At 43.5% G+C, this 14066-nt stretch carries 14 protein-coding genes and 1 tRNA gene; 6 read left to right on the top strand and 9 right to left on the bottom strand.

Annotation, left to right across the window (positions count from 1 at the left end):
* Positions 1 to 52: 52 nt before the first annotated feature.
* A tRNA-Ser gene (locus H6F63_RS24185) sits at positions 53 to 144 on the bottom strand.
* Between the two features lie 544 nt (positions 145 to 688).
* On the opposite strand from H6F63_RS24185, the gene H6F63_RS24180 reads away from it, so the two are divergent.
* Positions 689 to 1954, top strand: a complete 1266-nt coding sequence (locus tag H6F63_RS24180; protein ID WP_190639898.1) for a glycosyltransferase family 1 protein — start codon at positions 689 to 691, stop codon at positions 1952 to 1954.
* A gap of 251 nt (positions 1955 to 2205) precedes the next feature.
* Positions 2206 to 3876, top strand: coding sequence for an ATP-binding protein (locus tag H6F63_RS24175; RefSeq protein WP_347276834.1), 1671 nt, complete (start codon positions 2206 to 2208; stop codon positions 3874 to 3876).
* A 1-nt stretch (position 3877) separates the two neighbouring features.
* Here the strand turns inward: H6F63_RS24175 and H6F63_RS24170 are convergent, their stop codons facing one another.
* The 4 genes from H6F63_RS24170 to H6F63_RS24155 all read right to left on the bottom strand — a co-directional run bounded on the left by H6F63_RS24170 (position 3878) and on the right by H6F63_RS24155 (position 7701).
* Complete coding sequence (locus H6F63_RS24170; RefSeq protein WP_190639897.1) at positions 3878 to 4666, bottom strand: mechanosensitive ion channel family protein; 789 nt, start codon at positions 4664 to 4666, stop codon at positions 3878 to 3880.
* Between the two features lie 471 nt (positions 4667 to 5137).
* On the bottom strand, positions 5138 to 5524 hold the full coding sequence (locus H6F63_RS24165) for an SH3 domain-containing protein (protein WP_242020076.1): 387 nt from the start codon (positions 5522 to 5524) through the stop codon (positions 5138 to 5140).
* Between the two features lie 385 nt (positions 5525 to 5909).
* The gene (gene alr, locus H6F63_RS24160; protein WP_199298254.1) at positions 5910 to 7109 is read right to left on the bottom strand and encodes an alanine racemase; all 1200 of its coding nucleotides are present in this window, start codon (positions 7107 to 7109) and stop codon (positions 5910 to 5912) included.
* Between the two features lie 169 nt (positions 7110 to 7278).
* Positions 7279 to 7701: a hypothetical protein gene (locus H6F63_RS24155; protein WP_190639895.1), complete on the bottom strand. Its 423-nt coding sequence runs from the start codon at positions 7699 to 7701 to the stop codon at positions 7279 to 7281.
* A 137-nt stretch (positions 7702 to 7838) separates the two neighbouring features.
* Here H6F63_RS24155 and H6F63_RS24150 point away from each other — a divergent pair, with 137 nt between their 5' ends.
* Positions 7839 to 8507 carry a class I SAM-dependent methyltransferase gene (locus tag H6F63_RS24150; RefSeq protein WP_199298242.1) on the top strand — a complete coding sequence of 223 codons (669 nt, stop codon included), beginning with the start codon at positions 7839 to 7841 and terminating at the stop codon, positions 8505 to 8507.
* A 241-nt stretch (positions 8508 to 8748) separates the two neighbouring features.
* Here the strand turns inward: H6F63_RS24150 and H6F63_RS24145 are convergent, their stop codons facing one another.
* Positions 8749 to 9027 (bottom strand): hypothetical protein, encoded by a 279-nt coding sequence (locus H6F63_RS24145; protein ID WP_199298241.1) that lies wholly within the window; start codon positions 9025 to 9027, stop codon positions 8749 to 8751.
* A gap of 390 nt (positions 9028 to 9417) precedes the next feature.
* On the opposite strand from H6F63_RS24145, the gene H6F63_RS24140 reads away from it, so the two are divergent.
* Positions 9418 to 10332 (top strand): LysR family transcriptional regulator, encoded by a 915-nt coding sequence (locus H6F63_RS24140; RefSeq protein WP_190639894.1) that lies wholly within the window; start codon positions 9418 to 9420, stop codon positions 10330 to 10332.
* A 94-nt stretch (positions 10333 to 10426) separates the two neighbouring features.
* Here H6F63_RS24140 and H6F63_RS24135 read toward each other — a convergent pair whose 3' ends face one another.
* Both H6F63_RS24135 and H6F63_RS24130 read right to left on the bottom strand, forming a co-directional pair.
* A complete protein-coding gene (locus H6F63_RS24135) occupies positions 10427 to 11212 on the bottom strand; it encodes a phage Gp37/Gp68 family protein (RefSeq protein WP_190639893.1) in 786 nt (261 codons plus the stop codon).
* Positions 11213 to 12100, bottom strand: coding sequence for a three-Cys-motif partner protein TcmP (locus tag H6F63_RS24130; protein ID WP_199298240.1), 888 nt, complete (start codon positions 12098 to 12100; stop codon positions 11213 to 11215).
* Positions 12101 to 12208: 108 nt separating this feature from the next.
* On the opposite strand from H6F63_RS24130, the gene H6F63_RS24125 reads away from it, so the two are divergent.
* On the top strand, positions 12209 to 12448 hold the full coding sequence (locus tag H6F63_RS24125; protein ID WP_190639892.1) for a hypothetical protein: 240 nt from the start codon (positions 12209 to 12211) through the stop codon (positions 12446 to 12448).
* Here H6F63_RS24125 and H6F63_RS24120 read toward each other — a convergent pair.
* Positions 12435 to 13379 carry a DMT family transporter gene (locus H6F63_RS24120; RefSeq protein ID WP_190639891.1) on the bottom strand — a complete coding sequence of 315 codons (945 nt, stop codon included), beginning with the start codon at positions 13377 to 13379 and terminating at the stop codon, positions 12435 to 12437. The genes H6F63_RS24125 and H6F63_RS24120 overlap by 14 nt on opposite strands.
* Positions 13380 to 13592: 213 nt before the next feature.
* Between H6F63_RS24120 and H6F63_RS24115 the strand changes: the two genes are divergently transcribed.
* A complete protein-coding gene (locus H6F63_RS24115; RefSeq protein ID WP_190427290.1) occupies positions 13593 to 13940 on the top strand; it encodes a hypothetical protein in 348 nt (115 codons plus the stop codon).
* The last annotated feature ends 126 nt before the right edge of the window (positions 13941 to 14066 follow it).

Genomic DNA, 14066 nt, shown 5'->3' with positions numbered 1-14066 from the left:
CTGCAAGTAATTGAACATCGCAACGAGCTGACAGGGGTTATATATTCAAAAACGGAGAGGGAGGGATTCGAACCCTCGGTACGGAGTTACCAACCGTACAACAGATTAGCAATCTGTCGCTTTCGACCACTCAGCCACCTCTCCAGGGTGACAATTATATATAATAGCAGGTTTTAATAAATTGCAACCGTTCGCCTCAAGCTTTTTTTGCTTTTTTAAAGAAATAAACTAAAATTAGGCATAGGGGCAGTAACGATATGGGTTTGACGATTCAAATAATACAGTTCTAGCAAGGAAATGGTCATTTACTCAGTCCCAGAAACAACAGCATTGAGCGTGAGTAGGGCTAACGCGCATACACTTCGCGATCGCACTCAAGAATCTATCTCATTTTATATAAATTTTTTATTTCTTTGGGAAGGTGCCAAAATACTCAGATTTACTCATCCCTACTTCCCAGGTGGGAAATGAGTAGGCTGGCAGATTCCCCCCAGTAGTTGATGTTGAACATCAGGTTAAGGTTATATCCTAATAATCAATAGCTCATGAAGATTCTTTAAGATTCGGTGAGCTAAATTTAGATAACAGTAAAATATCAAACTCAAAATTTCAGTGGGCTAAAGAGGCACCTGAGTAAAATATCAACCTACGCCCTAAACATCGTTGAGTTTCAACACCAACAAAACATATGCTATCCACGATAAAACAACACATTGCTCTAATCTCAGTCCACGGAGATCCAGCAATTGAAATTGGCAAGGAAGAAGCAGGCGGACAAAACGTTTATGTAAGGCAGGTGGGTGAGGCACTAGCTAAACAAGGGTGGCAGGTGGATATGTTTACCCGCAAAGTGAGCCCAGAGCAACCCACGATTGTTGAACATAGTGCTAATTGCCGAACGATTCGCTTAAGCGCAGGCCCTGAACAATTTGTGCCGAGAGACAATCTGTTCGAGTATTTGCCAACGTTTGTTGAACAACTGCTAAAATTTCAGCAGCAAGAAGGTATTGAATATTCTGTAGTACACACTAATTATTGGCTCTCTTCTTGGGTAGGAATGGAGCTAAAGAAAATCCAACCGATCCAGTTAGTTCATACATACCACTCCTTGGGAGCAGTTAAGTATAAGTCGGTTTCAACCATTCCTCTAATTGCCACTACCCGATTAGAAGTAGAGAAGAAGGTATTAGAGAAAGCGGATCGAATTGTAGCAACAAGCCCGCAGGAAAAAGAACATATGCGATCGCTTGTTTCCACAAAAGGCAGCATCGACATCATCCCCTGTGGCACCGATATCCGCAAGTTTGGTTCAGTTAGCCGCGAAGCAGCAAGAGAGAAACTAGGAATCGACCCGAACGCTAAAGTCGTGTTTTATGTGGGTCGATTTGATCGTCGTAAAGGGATTGAAACCGTGGTTCGCGCCGTTGCCAAGTCCCAGATGCGCGATCAAAACGTGAAGCTAGTTATCGGTGGCGGATCTCGTCCAGGTCAAAGTGATGGCATCGAACGCGATCGCATTGAAAAAATTGTAGGCGAAGTGGGATTGCGAGACATCACCACCTTCCCCGGACGGCTGGGTGACGATACCCTCCCCAGTTACTACGCCGCTGCCGATGTCTGCGTCGTCCCCAGTCACTACGAACCCTTCGGTTTAGTAGCAATTGAAGCGATGGCTTCCGAAACACCCGTAGTCGCCAGCGATGTCGGTGGACTCCAGTACACCGTCGTACCCGAAGAAACTGGGTTACTGGCTCCTCCCAAGGATGATGCAGCTTTTGCCGTCGCCATTGACCGCATTCTGGCTAATCCAGAATGGGCTAAAGAACTGGGTAAGAAAGCCAGAGTCCGGGTAGAGAAGCAGTTCAGCTGGGATGGCGTGGCATCGCAACTGGGTGAACTCTACACTCATTTATTGGAAGAACCAGCAAAAGAGCTGAGTTCCGTTAGTGCCTAAAATTAGCTCTGGCGAACCTGTTTCTCGCTACGGTAGGTACACTGACTCTACGGTAACGAGGATAAAACAGCCCTAAAAAACCCTACAAACCTCCTTGCTGTACTCAGCCTTGGAGGTTTTTTTCACATTCAGCTTTTTAGCTGAGAAAATTTAAGCCTATTTGCGTAGTTGTATAACTTGGGTCTATGTACAAAATAGTAGTCATAATAAATGATCTACCATAACCTTAAATAAGCGTTTATAACCCAAGTGTGAAAAGGCTTTTTCAAAGAATATTGGATTTTATTGATGAATGTATTCAAGCTCTTTACATTCATTTTTCCAGAACAAGGCATCGCCAGTCAATTCCTAAAAGGCGCGAACCAAACCTTACAAATGATGCCATCCCGGAGCAAACCCCGCCTACTAAAGCAGTCAGTAAAAGCCCTCCAGTGCCTCCCAATGAGGAAGAAAGGCTAAAAGAGCTAAATCAGTACAAAGTTATCGATACTCCCCCGGAAGAGGCATTCGACGATCTAACTGCTTTGGCAGCCCATATTTGCGGCACTCCTATTGCCTTAATCAGTTTGGTCGATGCTCATAGACAGTGGTTCAAGTCAAAAATCGGCGTGGAAGCAACCGAAACCCCCAGAGAGCTTGCTTTCTGCGCCCATGCTATATCCAAACCGGATGAAATGCTGATTGTGCCAGATGCCTTAGAAGATGAGCGATTTGCCAATAATCCGTTGGTGACACATGGCCCCGATATCCGGTTTTATGCCGGAACACCTCTAGTAACAGCCAATGGCTTTGGAATCGGTACTCTGTGCGTGCTTGACCGGGTTCCTCGCAATCTAACGCCAGCACAACTGGATGCGCTGCAAAGATTGGGCCGTCAAGCGATCGCGCAGCTGGATCTACGGATTAATGTAACTAAGTTAGAACGTACCATCGCTAAGAGTCAGCGAGTAGAAGAGGCACTCCGCCAGACTAATAAGCGTCTGTTGCAAACTTTAAAAACATTACGGCAAACTCAAGCTCAACTGATTCAGAGTGAAAAAATGTCAAGCTTGGGTCAACTGGTTGCTGGTGTTGCCCATGAGATTAACAATCCCGTCACCTTCATCCACGGCAATCTGCCCTATGTTAATGACTACGTTAGCGAGCTCCTCGATTTGTTATCTCTCTACCAACAGCGGTATCCCGATCCCGATTTAGATATCCAAGAAAAAGCAGAAGCGATTGACTTGGACTTTATCACGCAAGATTTGCCTAAAACCCTGTCTTCTATGAAAGTGGGTACCGACCGTATCCATCAAATCGTTAAGTCGCTACGCAGCTTCTCCCGGTTGGATGAGGCAAAAAAGAAACGTGTTGACATCCATGAAGGTATCAACAGTACGCTATTAATCCTACAGCATCGACTCAAAGCCACAGGGGTTAATCCTGGCATTGTAGTAATCAAAGAGTACGGCATCCTTCCACCCGTTGAATGCTACCCTGGCCCCCTGAACCAGGTGTTTATGAATATCTTGAGCAATGCTATTGATGCGCTGGTGGAGATGGAAACTGAGGAATGGGGACTCTTGACTGGGAAACAGAAGGATGCAATTTCCTCTTCCCAATTCCCAATCACCAATCCCCAGTCGAAAACCCCTACAATTCGCATTCGCACCGAGGTGGTAGAAAATTCTGTTTTAATCACCATTGCTGATAATGGTTCTGGGATATCGGAAGCGATCCGAGAACAGATATTCGATCCGTTTTTTACCACAAAACCTGTAGGCAAGGGAACAGGAATAGGATTGTCAATTAGCTATCAAATTGTGGTCGAGAAGCATAAAGGAGTATTGAAGTGTCTGTCTGAACTAGGGAAAGGGACAGAATTTTTGATTGAGATTCCGATTCAGGGAAGCAAGGAATCAGATAGCGATCGCTCTTAGCTTATACTACTGGCGAGTCAGTCCGCAGTGCTTCTTTAACCAGTTGTTGCACTTCTGAACGCACATGATCGTAAGCTTCCGTACTACACCAAGGACGTAGATATAAAACTGTCCCTGTTGCTGAAATTGAGGAAACGTGACAAGTAGGTTTTGGTTCATCCAAGATTAAGGGATGGGGTTGAACTAGGGATAAAAGTAGAGTTATCGTGGGTTCAATCGGGCGATCGCCTATATCAATTTCCAAATCCACTCGTCGCTTACCCAGTGCGGAGGTATTTTTGAGATTTCCACTAAATAATTGACCATTCGGCACCGTAATCACCACGTTATCTCGCGTTATCAGCGTAGTAGAGAAAGTCCCAATAGCATCTACCACACCAGCAACCCCTGCACCTTCAATAAAATCTCCTACCTCAAACGGGCGTGTACTAATTAGCATCACACCCGCAGCAAAGTGGGATAGGGTATTCTGCAATGCCAAACCCACCGCTAAACCAGCAGCCCCCAGCACCGCAACGACGCTGGTTGTCTGAATTCCCAACTTATTGAGAACTGCCACAATTCCGACCACCAGCGTAAAAATCTCCGCTACCTGAACCAGAAACTTGCGTAGAGTTGGTTCTGTGCGACTGAGTGTTTTGCGGGTAAGACCACCTATCCAACCTACGGCTAATCGTGTGAGCAGCAGAATCCCAGCCGCCCAGAGAAGGTTCTGTAAAATCTTAAAGTACGTTTGATTAACCAGGTAGTTCCATAACTGCGATGCAGTCTCAACAGAAAAATTATCCATTCTCAATCGTCTTTATACTTCCAATCAATATATCTTTTTTTATCTACCCCACAATCAGCGCAGCGGTAATGTGCGATCGCAGTCCTAAATGATTTGTGAAGGCGAGATACCCGACTTCTTAAAGAAGTCGGGTATCTGAAGGGCTAGTAATCTGAAAACTCAAATAGGATTGCTATAAAAAGATTGGGATTTGTTATTGAAGGATACGCCAAGGAATATTTATTCAGGGTGAATGGCAATATCGCATTTTAACAAGTTTAAGGAATAAAAATTGGCAAGTAAAATAATTCTATCAGCGATAGCCTGCGATCGCTGAATACAGTTTGCCCAACCCATTTGCTTTGCCCAAACCCAAAGAGGCTTTGAGAATACCCCCCTTTTTAAAGACTAGGGGGCAATACTGGTAATAGAATAAAGCGAAGCCCCTCAAAGATGCTTCGCTTAAAATGACATTTTTGAGCGCAACTTAGATTAGTTGAAGCATTCAGGAGTCATGAAGTCTCCGCGAACCCAACCACGAGCGCCACTTTTGGGAAACCCAACTCTGTACCAAGAAAACCCTTGGCGATTCTCAACGACTGCTAAATCTTGAGGGGTACCACCGGACTCTCGTAATATGTGAACGCGATCGCCCACAAGTCCATAGCCTTTCTGCTCATAGTTGATGCCAGGGCCGGAACGCAAATTAATCCGCGCCCCCGGAGTTTGACCGGTCAGCGTTGCCATGCAATAAGACATTTCACGCTGAGGAATTTTTGACTGTGCAGAAGCAGGTGCTGCTGACAGCATCAAAGTAGCCACAAGCCCTGTGAAAGCAACTACTTGAGTATTGACTAAAACATTCTTAGCTGTTCTCATATTTTCCTCAAACTAACTATTTAAGACTTTGGATAGATTGTCCAATGTGCAGCTATGTTCTACTCCAATAGAGCTTGGGCATTTTCCAGAAATTTAATCTGTCAGATGTGCGATCGCTCTAAAGTGGAGCTGTGAAATTTATTTCACAGCTCAAAGCTTCAACCAGTTTGAACGGGTTGAAACCCATATATAGCAGGCTTTTCAGCCCGTAAACGCGAAGCGGCTTCTCGAAGAGTACGTTAGTTCAGGGCTTGAGGGCAGGGCAAAAGTTAAGTGCTATTCCTCCCAAGTGGGACTAAGAAAGCTGCAAGCCACAAAAACCCCTCTTTGCCAGCAAAGAGGGGTTTTTGTAAGGTTCTTCCCGTATCTAACAGGGATAGAAAAGTTAAGATGATGCAGCTTGATCTGAAATTTCCAGTGCTTCGCCCACTGCTACGCGAGGCAAACGGTGCTTGAAGCCGCAGAGAATTTCCCAGGAAATTGTGCCTAAAGTCGCCGCCCAGTCGTCGGCGGAAATTTGAAATTCTCCCTGTTTCCCCAGTAGAGTGACAACTTCGCCAGTTTGCAAGTCGGGAATAGCGCTGACATCCAGCATCAACTGATCCATCGTAATTGCCCCCACTTGCGGCACTAGCTGACCTCGGATCAAAACTTGCATTTTGTTGGAGAGATTGCGAGGAATACCATCGGCGTAGCCAATGCCAACAACGGCGAGGCGCATATTCTCACTGGCGATAAATTGATAACCGTAGCTGACACCAGTACCTGATGCAATATCTTTTACTTGCGTTATACGCGCTTTTACCTGCATAACTGGCTTGAGGTTAATGGCTTTTAGATGCGGCGCTGGGTAAAGCCCGTAAGTAGCTAAACCGACTCGCACCATGTCGTAGTGTAAGGAGCGGTCAGTTAAGGCGGCGGCGGAATTTGCTAAGTGTAGTTTCGGCCCGTTAATACCAGTGGCTTCGATGAAGGCGATCGCTTCCTCAAATCGTTCGTGCTGCTGTCTCATCACCGTGGGGTCTGGACTGTCAGCGGTTGCAAAGTGGGAATATATACTGGCAATTTTCAGATGCGGCAACCGTTGCACTAGCTGGACAAACTCAGCTGCTTGCTGCCAGATGGTGCCAAGCCGTGACATTCCGGTATCTAATTTTACATGAACTGACAAAGAACGATTTTCAATGCCCAGTGTCTCTGAAAATACCAAAGCTTGCTGTGGCGTACACAAAGTAGGTTGCAAATTCCAGTGGGCGATCGCTTGTACTTGTTCGGGAGTATTACTCGCGCCCAAAATCAAAATCGGTGCTTCAATCCCAGCTTCTCGCAGTTGAATCCCCTCTGGAATCGTAGCGACACCCAACCAACTAGCACCCGCTTCACAAACCGTTTGGGCAACAGTTATGGCACCATGACCGTAAGCATCAGCCTTCACCACCGCCATTAGTTCCGTCTGCGGCGATAGAAAATGTCTCAATTGCCGCACATTATGAGTTAAAGCGGCTAAATCAATTTCTACCCAAGCGCGATCGCGTAGCGGCGCGGATACCCTGTCGCGTAGCGTCTGTAGACGATCGCCGCGCATGGCAGCATTTAGATACCCTTCGGGGGATATCTCTCTAGGAGTCTGCTCCCAACTCAGCATTTAAACTTACTCCTCACACACACACTCACTCACACCAGTTTAATCTGCGTAGGTTGGGCAGGCACGCCCGGACGCAGTTTAAGATTAATAGATTCGCCAACCGTATCATCTAATACAAAGGAGGAATTAAATAACTGCGCCAAATAGGTTTAGTGTCTTTGTCTTTGGTTGTGGATTCGGGAATCAACAAACGCCAAGTTTTACCCTCAATTTGACTTTGCAGGTAAACATCAAAAAGGTTTTGCTTTTGAGTCACCTGACGACTGGGGAATTCGAGGTTAAGGTTGTAGGTTCCCTGAAGGTGGTAAGTGGGTAACTTGTTAACTATCGAAGATTCCTGCTTCTTAATTCGCAGCTGACTAATTTGAACACTGGGGGTTGGCTGGTTCAACTGCTGACTTAGCTGTTTTTGAGTTTGACTGACTTGAAATGCGATCGCTTTCTCTATCAGTTGGCTATTTAGTAGCGGTGCAGCAACACCACAAGCTGTCAGCAATCCTACCAAAATCACGGTCAAGAATATCCGCACCATCGCCCTCTTACTTCTCCTCTGCTTCCTTGACATCTTGCACCCAATTTTTATAACCCTGCTATACGCCTCGTACCCGTGAACGAGGTGGCGCTTTTAAGCGATAGTATAAGCTTTGGGTCTCTTCAAGTTATAAATCTATGATGTCAAGAAAAAAAGACCTTGGCTTAGATGACCAGCTCTACAATTATCTGTTATCGGCTTCTTTGCGCGAATCAGAAATTTTGCGACAACTGCGACAAGAAACCGCCAATCATCCCCAAGCCAGAATGCAAATTTCACCAGAACAAGGTCAATTTATGGCGCTTTTGGTGCAGTTGCTGGGTGCTACGAAAACGCTAGAAGTAGGCGTATTTACTGGTTATAGCTCTTTGTGTGTTGCCCTTGCCCTTCCCTCGACTGGTAAAATTGTCGCTTGCGATGTCAGTGAGCAGTACACTTCGGTAGCGCAGCGATATTGGCAGGCGGCTGGGGTGGCGGATAAAATTGAGCTGCGTATTGCACCAGCACTAGAGACGCTGGATCAATTGTTGGCATCTGGACAGGCGGAAACGTTTGATTTTGCCTTCATTGATGCTGATAAGGGGAATTATGACGGATATTATGAGCGATCGCTACAATTAATCCGTCGCGGTGGTCTAATTGTCATCGATAACGTTTTGTGGTCTGGACGAGTCGCTGATCTTCAAGTTCAGGATCAAAGCACTAAAAGCATTAGAGCTTTTAATGAAAAATTGCACGGTGATGAACGGGTTTCTCTGAGTATCGTTCCAATTGCTGATGGTTTGACTTTAGCACTCAAGCGTTGATATAGCATCTGCCAAGTCTTCATGAGATTCGCCCAAAAGTTATTCACTATCCTCTGCTGCGGTCTTTTTATTCGGCATAATAATAGCTAAACTCTCAAAACGCGCTCAACAGGCGAAGCAGAGGAGGATATTTTCCTTTTTTATTGCTGTCGGTTTTCTCAATCTGTTGAGAACTTAATTTAGGAATGTTGTTAGATGAAAGTTTCATTGCTTTAACCTCTGAAACTGGTTGAAATTATCCCTAATAACTCTTTTCAATCCAGCTCAACAGTTCTATTTCGTTGCCAAAAGTGGCAGAGCGACCATTAGCAGGATTGTAGGCTTCCCACCAAGTATTACCGAAGCGATCGCTTCGCTGCCAAACTTTTATTTCTGGCTCTTGGGTTAAGGTGGTAATCAAGAGCTGCCAAATTTTATTGAGTACCAACAATAGTTTTGATTCTTTGACTGGCTGCTGGTATTGTTTGGCATAAATATCTTCCAGCTTTTGTCTGTCTAACTCACTGATGTAAGATTGCATAAAAAAGTACCTTATGGGAAATGGTAAATCGCTAAATTTATGATTCTGCTTTCATTAAATGTGGTATAGCCAACTTGTTTTATCTCCCAATTTGTAACGGATAATCCTACCTCAGCCTGGAAACATATTTCTTAGAGTGAATTAATGGCGCTGTAAAATCACCCATTCAAATCACCCAGTTGGGTGATGTTCTGTCACGAAATGAAACTTAAAATATCGGGCAAACAAACCAAGGCTGTTAGATTGCAGAAACAAATTTAGCTGATAAATTAAATCTAACAATTGCTTATTTGACAAACAAAGTAATATTTGCATAGTTAGTATGAATAAAATTCATAGATAGAGGATGAAGACTTTTGGCAAAATTCATACATTACCTTCATAACGTCTATGAATGAAATCAATAGCAGTCGGATAAAGCTTTCCCAATTGCGGGCCTTGGTTACAGTCGCAGAGTACGGCAATTTCAGCGAAGCCGCGCTGCATTTAGAACTTTCCCAGTCAGCGATCAGTCATGCGATCGCTACCCTAGAGGAAGAATTAGGCGTGATTTTGCTCTATCGCGGTCGTCACGGCGCTCATCTCACACCCGTAGGGGAACGAGTCATCGATCATGCGCGAAGCGTGCTGCAACTGCTAGGAGCAATAGAGAAAGAAGTTAATTTAGAAAAAGGCTTACATGGCGGGAGTGTGCGAATTGCTTGTTTTCGTAGCGTAGCAACTCACATCTTGCCAGCTGCGATCGCTCGATTTCGCGATCGCTACCCAAAAATTGCCGTCAGCATCATCGAACATTCTGATTATCTGGGTGCAGAACAAGCTTTGCGCGATGGTCATGCTGATATTGGCTTCACGGCTTTACCCGGTGGTGATGAATTTGAAGGCTGGGAAATTTTGCGGGATGAGTATATTGTTGTACTGCCTCCGACTCCCAAACTAGAGACTGACAAAATTACGTGGGAGCAGTTGGCAACTTACCCGTTAATCTTGGCTTACGGCAATGCCTGCTACGCTTTGCTTCGACAACATTTGGTAAATTTAAACTTTCATATAAATCCTGCTTATGAAGTTAAGCAAGATTCGACAACGGTTGGTATGGTTTTGCAAGGTTTAGGAGCAGCTATTCTTCCTCGTCTTGCTGCCGAACCATTACCGCCAGAAGTGCAGGTTTACAGTTTACCAGTTCCTTTAGAGAGAGTAATTAGAGTGGCGGTGCTAGCGAATTCCCTTCAAAGTCCGGCTGTGTTCGCATTTCTCGACACTCTTAGAGGTGTGGATCAATGCACTTTAAAAGCGGTAGTTTAAAGAATGCGATCGCTTCAGTTATTTTGTCTTGGTGACTTGATAACGTTAGTCCAGTTTAGTGTAGATATAGAAGCTCCAAACGAAGAGTTTAAATTTACCTGATAATCACTTTCGATGGCTCTTGACTACTAACCGTTTCAAAGTCCTCCCTATAACTCCCTAAGTTTTGCTGAGTGACAGGCATTTCATCCCATGTCCGATTTTCTAGTAATCGTCCAGCCTTCTTTTTATTAGTTCCGCCCCATTGTTTGAAAAAGAAGGGTACTTCAGCTTTTTGACACTGATCGCGAATATCTATGACCCATGATGGATCTATGTATCTAGCTTTAGGGCCAGACTCACCGCCTACAATAACCCAATCTATTCCTGTCAAATTTAGGTTATATAATGGTCCTAGTAGAGGTTCAAGAGAAAGAAATTTAATTTTTGCTTTAGTTTTACGAAGGTCGTCAATCCGAAAGACGTAGTTTTTATCTTCTACACTGGTTCCCATCCAAATATTAGACATCCAAGGAATTTCATCACTTAGTTCTAGAAGTCGATTTGACCTTTTAGTTAAAATTTGAAAATTATGCCAATATGCTTTTTCCATCACCTCAAAAACTTTTACAATAAACTCGGTTGGCACATCTTTATGAAATAAATCACTCATCGAGTTAACAAATATAGTTCTTGGCTTTTTCCACTGCAACGGTAATTCTAATGTTTGCTCATGTAAAGTGAGTTTGAACCCGTCTTTATAATTAGGTTGTCCCATCGCTTGAAGACGCATGGCCATTCTTTCAGCGTAACAATTTTTACAGCCAGGGCTAATCTTTGTACAGCCAGTTAGGGGATTCCAAGTGAATTCTGTCCATTCAATTTGTGATTTTGTACTCATTTATTCTCTTCTCAATATATCTTGAGCAATTTTAATTGCCGTAGGTGTCCCCCTTAGATTGCTTGATGCGAAACATAGAAGATAGAGAGGATTGTTTTTAGAATTCAATAGCAATCTAGGATTGTTAGCAACGCCTGGAAATACAGTTTGCAAGCGTTCAATGAAGTATTGTTTAATTAAATCAAAATTTGCTACTTTTATTATCCTAGACTCTTCGCCAAACAACCCTTTACTTTTCTCTTCTGCGTAAAATACATTGTACCATTCAGTTGTACCAATTATTATATCTATTTTCCTTCGGCATGAATCATTTATTTTTCCATCTTTTTTCAGTAATCTATTTAAGGCTACACCTATTGGAAAAAGATACCAGAGATCAATAGCTCGTGTTCTTGCAATAGCTTCAACTGTCTCCCAAGGAACCTGCATACCATAAGGATCTAGAAATAAAACAGCCCGCTCTCTCATTTCTATCCAATTCTGGTTATTACATATTTCTCTAATAAACACATTTGCATCTGAGTTTTTTATTAAAATATCCCTATTAGGAAATTCTAGTTTTACTTTTTCTAGTTCTTCAAATCTTTTTTTATCTCTTTCTATAAAAATATATTTTGTAAATTCAGGGTTGACTTGAAGCGCCATTCGTGCAGAACCTTCCAAGGTGTTACTTGAGGTTTCTTCAGCAGGACTAGCAAAATTAAATAATTCTAATTGTGAGGGCTGTTCTGATTGCTCATTCTGTTTAAGGGTTAGCCATCCAGTTCCAGCAAAAGCATCTATGTAAATGAAATTACTAAAATTTTGTCTTCTCATAATTGTTGTATATGCTTTCAGGTATTTGCGTACACGTTCCAGTTTATCAGTTGTCCAATTACCACCAAACATTTATAACTCCATCCATTAGTTTTAAATTAAAGTAATGTTATACCAAAGTAGAACACTGTAGGGGTGTATTTGAGAAAAATCTATTTTAGGTATATATCCCAGTAAATATTGATAATAAGAGTTAAGCGATCGGGAGCATCCCGTTTTTGCAAATATAAGCCCACAGGCTTCCAGCTTAGGGCTAAACGAACGAAGCCTACCTTCGCAGGCTTTATATTAGCCACGACTTTAGTCGCCGGACATTTTTACAAAAGTGGGATGCTTCCTAAGCGATCGCTCTATACCTATATTCTCAAAAACTGGCGATCGCTTCCACAATCTATTCTCATCCTTGCTACTGCAAAGTAAATAGCACCGCAACACCGCCTAATGCGATTAAAACACCTAGAATAGCTCTGGAACTGACCGTTTCACCCATCAAAATTACCAGCGGTAAAACAAACAAAGGGCTTGTGGAGGTGAGAGTTTGAGAAATGCCAACGGGTGCGAATTTCAGAGAAGTTTGTTGTAACCAGATGCCGAGGTAAGTGCTGAAAAAGGAAGTCAAAGCGATCGCTCCCAACACTTGCCAAGATTGTAAAATCTTAAATGTCGAGACACTTTCGGGAGTCTTCTGCTGCTTACCTTTGAGCAACAACCACAGCACCAATACCAGCACCCCAGCTCCCAAACGCACCAGGGTACTCCACAAAGGGCTGATACTCGACTGCGCCAGCGCTGCACGGGAGAGGACTGCGCCATTTGCCTGTGAGACTGCTGCAAGCATTCCCCAACTGATACCGCGCACAGTCAGATGGGTGGTGTTGGCGGTGGAATTGGGCAAGCGTTCCGTCACCACCCAAGCAACCCCTAAAATCGTCAATAAAATACCGCACCAGGAAGCGCTGCTGAGCTTTTCTTGTAAAAAAATCAGGGCAAGCAGTGCTGCTAAGGGCGGTGCTAAGGTTTCTAATATTAAGGTGCGTCTAGGCCCCAGATAGTTGATGGCGGCAAAATAAGCTGTATCTCCTATGCCAATTCCCAGTCCGCCGCTGAGTAGCAGCAATGTTAGTGCAGTTGAGTTGATTTCAGGTAGCATCTGACCAGAATAAAGTAGGGTGAGAATCAAAAGAGCGATCGCTACTATTCCCTTGAGGAAATTTAGTTCCAGTGGTGGAATTTGCCGACCCAAGCGACCATAAACTACGGATGCGATCGCCCACAAAAATGCGGCACCCAGCGCCGCCAGTTCTCCTTTAAAATTTGTAATCTCAATTAGAATATTTGCTAAAAATATCATTACAATCTCTGGCTTTGGTTAAATTAGATGTATATTTTATCTAAAGGTAGAGAACCTACTACCAGTATCGCACTCCTTTTGGCTGATACTTTTCTTGATTGCACATCAATAAAATTTACTTTAGTAGGATGCCAAGGATGTAACCAATGTGACCATACTATCCTCTAAGAATTGGTATGACTCACAAAGAGAGAACAAATTCAGGTGACGGCTATGAAATATACCTTTGAAATTTTAGGTGTTTCTCCCGTTTTATACTTCTTCAACCACCAACAGGAAATAATTCAAAAAGACCCCAGCATTGGGGTGGAATATTTGGGAACCCCTAAATGCACTCTTGACGCTTTTTTAGAATCAGTCGAGGTTGTTCCGCCTAAGCGAGGCTGGGATTTAGAAGAAGTTTTAAATACAGTAGTTGACTTCTGGGTAAACAATTCGGAAAATATCCAGTATTGGAACAAGCGGTTAAAGGATGCGGGAAGAGAGAATTTATTAGTTGCCAGAGTCGCTGATTTTAATTCCTTAAAGGCTGAATTTGAATCTTTGTTTGGGGAAATATAGATGAACTAAGTTGCCTTACTTTCTAAGAGGATGTTTGAATTATGTATGTAACTCTGAAATCTTAGAGGATGTTTGAAAAGTCATAATCGAGACGCTTAGAGGGTGTATATCCCCCTTGCATCCCCC

The sequence above is a fragment of the Trichocoleus sp. FACHB-40 genome, assembly GCF_014695915.1.
GTDB classification, from domain to species: Bacteria; Cyanobacteriota; Cyanobacteriia; order Cyanobacteriales; family FACHB-T130; genus Funiculus; species Funiculus sociatus.
Note: the sequence above shows the minus strand (reverse complement) of the source record. Positions and strands in the feature narration are given on the sequence as shown.

What these genes read in the sequence shown, in the direction of transcription:
- H6F63_RS24155 (WP_190639895.1), bottom strand. Translation starts at nt 7,701, where the DNA reads ATGGTGCGGATATTCTTGACCGTGATTTTGGTAGGATTGCTGACAGCT.
- H6F63_RS24170 (WP_190639897.1), bottom strand. Translation starts at nt 4,666, where the DNA reads ATGGATAATTTTTCTGTTGAGACTGCATCGCAGTTATGGAACTACCTG.
- H6F63_RS24135 (WP_190639893.1), bottom strand. Translation starts at nt 11,212, where the DNA reads ATGAGTACAAAATCACAAATTGAATGGACAGAATTCACTTGGAATCCC.
- H6F63_RS24150 (WP_199298242.1), top strand. Translation starts at nt 7,839, where the DNA reads ATGATGTCAAGAAAAAAAGACCTTGGCTTAGATGACCAGCTCTACAAT.
- H6F63_RS24120 (WP_190639891.1), bottom strand. Translation starts at nt 13,379, where the DNA reads ATGATATTTTTAGCAAATATTCTAATTGAGATTACAAATTTTAAAGGA.
- H6F63_RS24140 (WP_190639894.1), top strand. Translation starts at nt 9,418, where the DNA reads ATGAATGAAATCAATAGCAGTCGGATAAAGCTTTCCCAATTGCGGGCC.
- H6F63_RS24165 (WP_242020076.1), bottom strand. Translation starts at nt 5,524, where the DNA reads ATGAGAACAGCTAAGAATGTTTTAGTCAATACTCAAGTAGTTGCTTTC.
- alr (WP_199298254.1), bottom strand. Translation starts at nt 7,109, where the DNA reads ATGCGCGGCGATCGTCTACAGACGCTACGCGACAGGGTATCCGCGCCG.
- H6F63_RS24145 (WP_199298241.1), bottom strand. Translation starts at nt 9,027, where the DNA reads ATGCAATCTTACATCAGTGAGTTAGACAGACAAAAGCTGGAAGATATT.
- H6F63_RS24115 (WP_190427290.1), top strand. Translation starts at nt 13,593, where the DNA reads ATGAAATATACCTTTGAAATTTTAGGTGTTTCTCCCGTTTTATACTTC.
- H6F63_RS24180 (WP_190639898.1), top strand. Translation starts at nt 689, where the DNA reads ATGCTATCCACGATAAAACAACACATTGCTCTAATCTCAGTCCACGGA.
- H6F63_RS24130 (WP_199298240.1), bottom strand. Translation starts at nt 12,100, where the DNA reads ATGTTTGGTGGTAATTGGACAACTGATAAACTGGAACGTGTACGCAAA.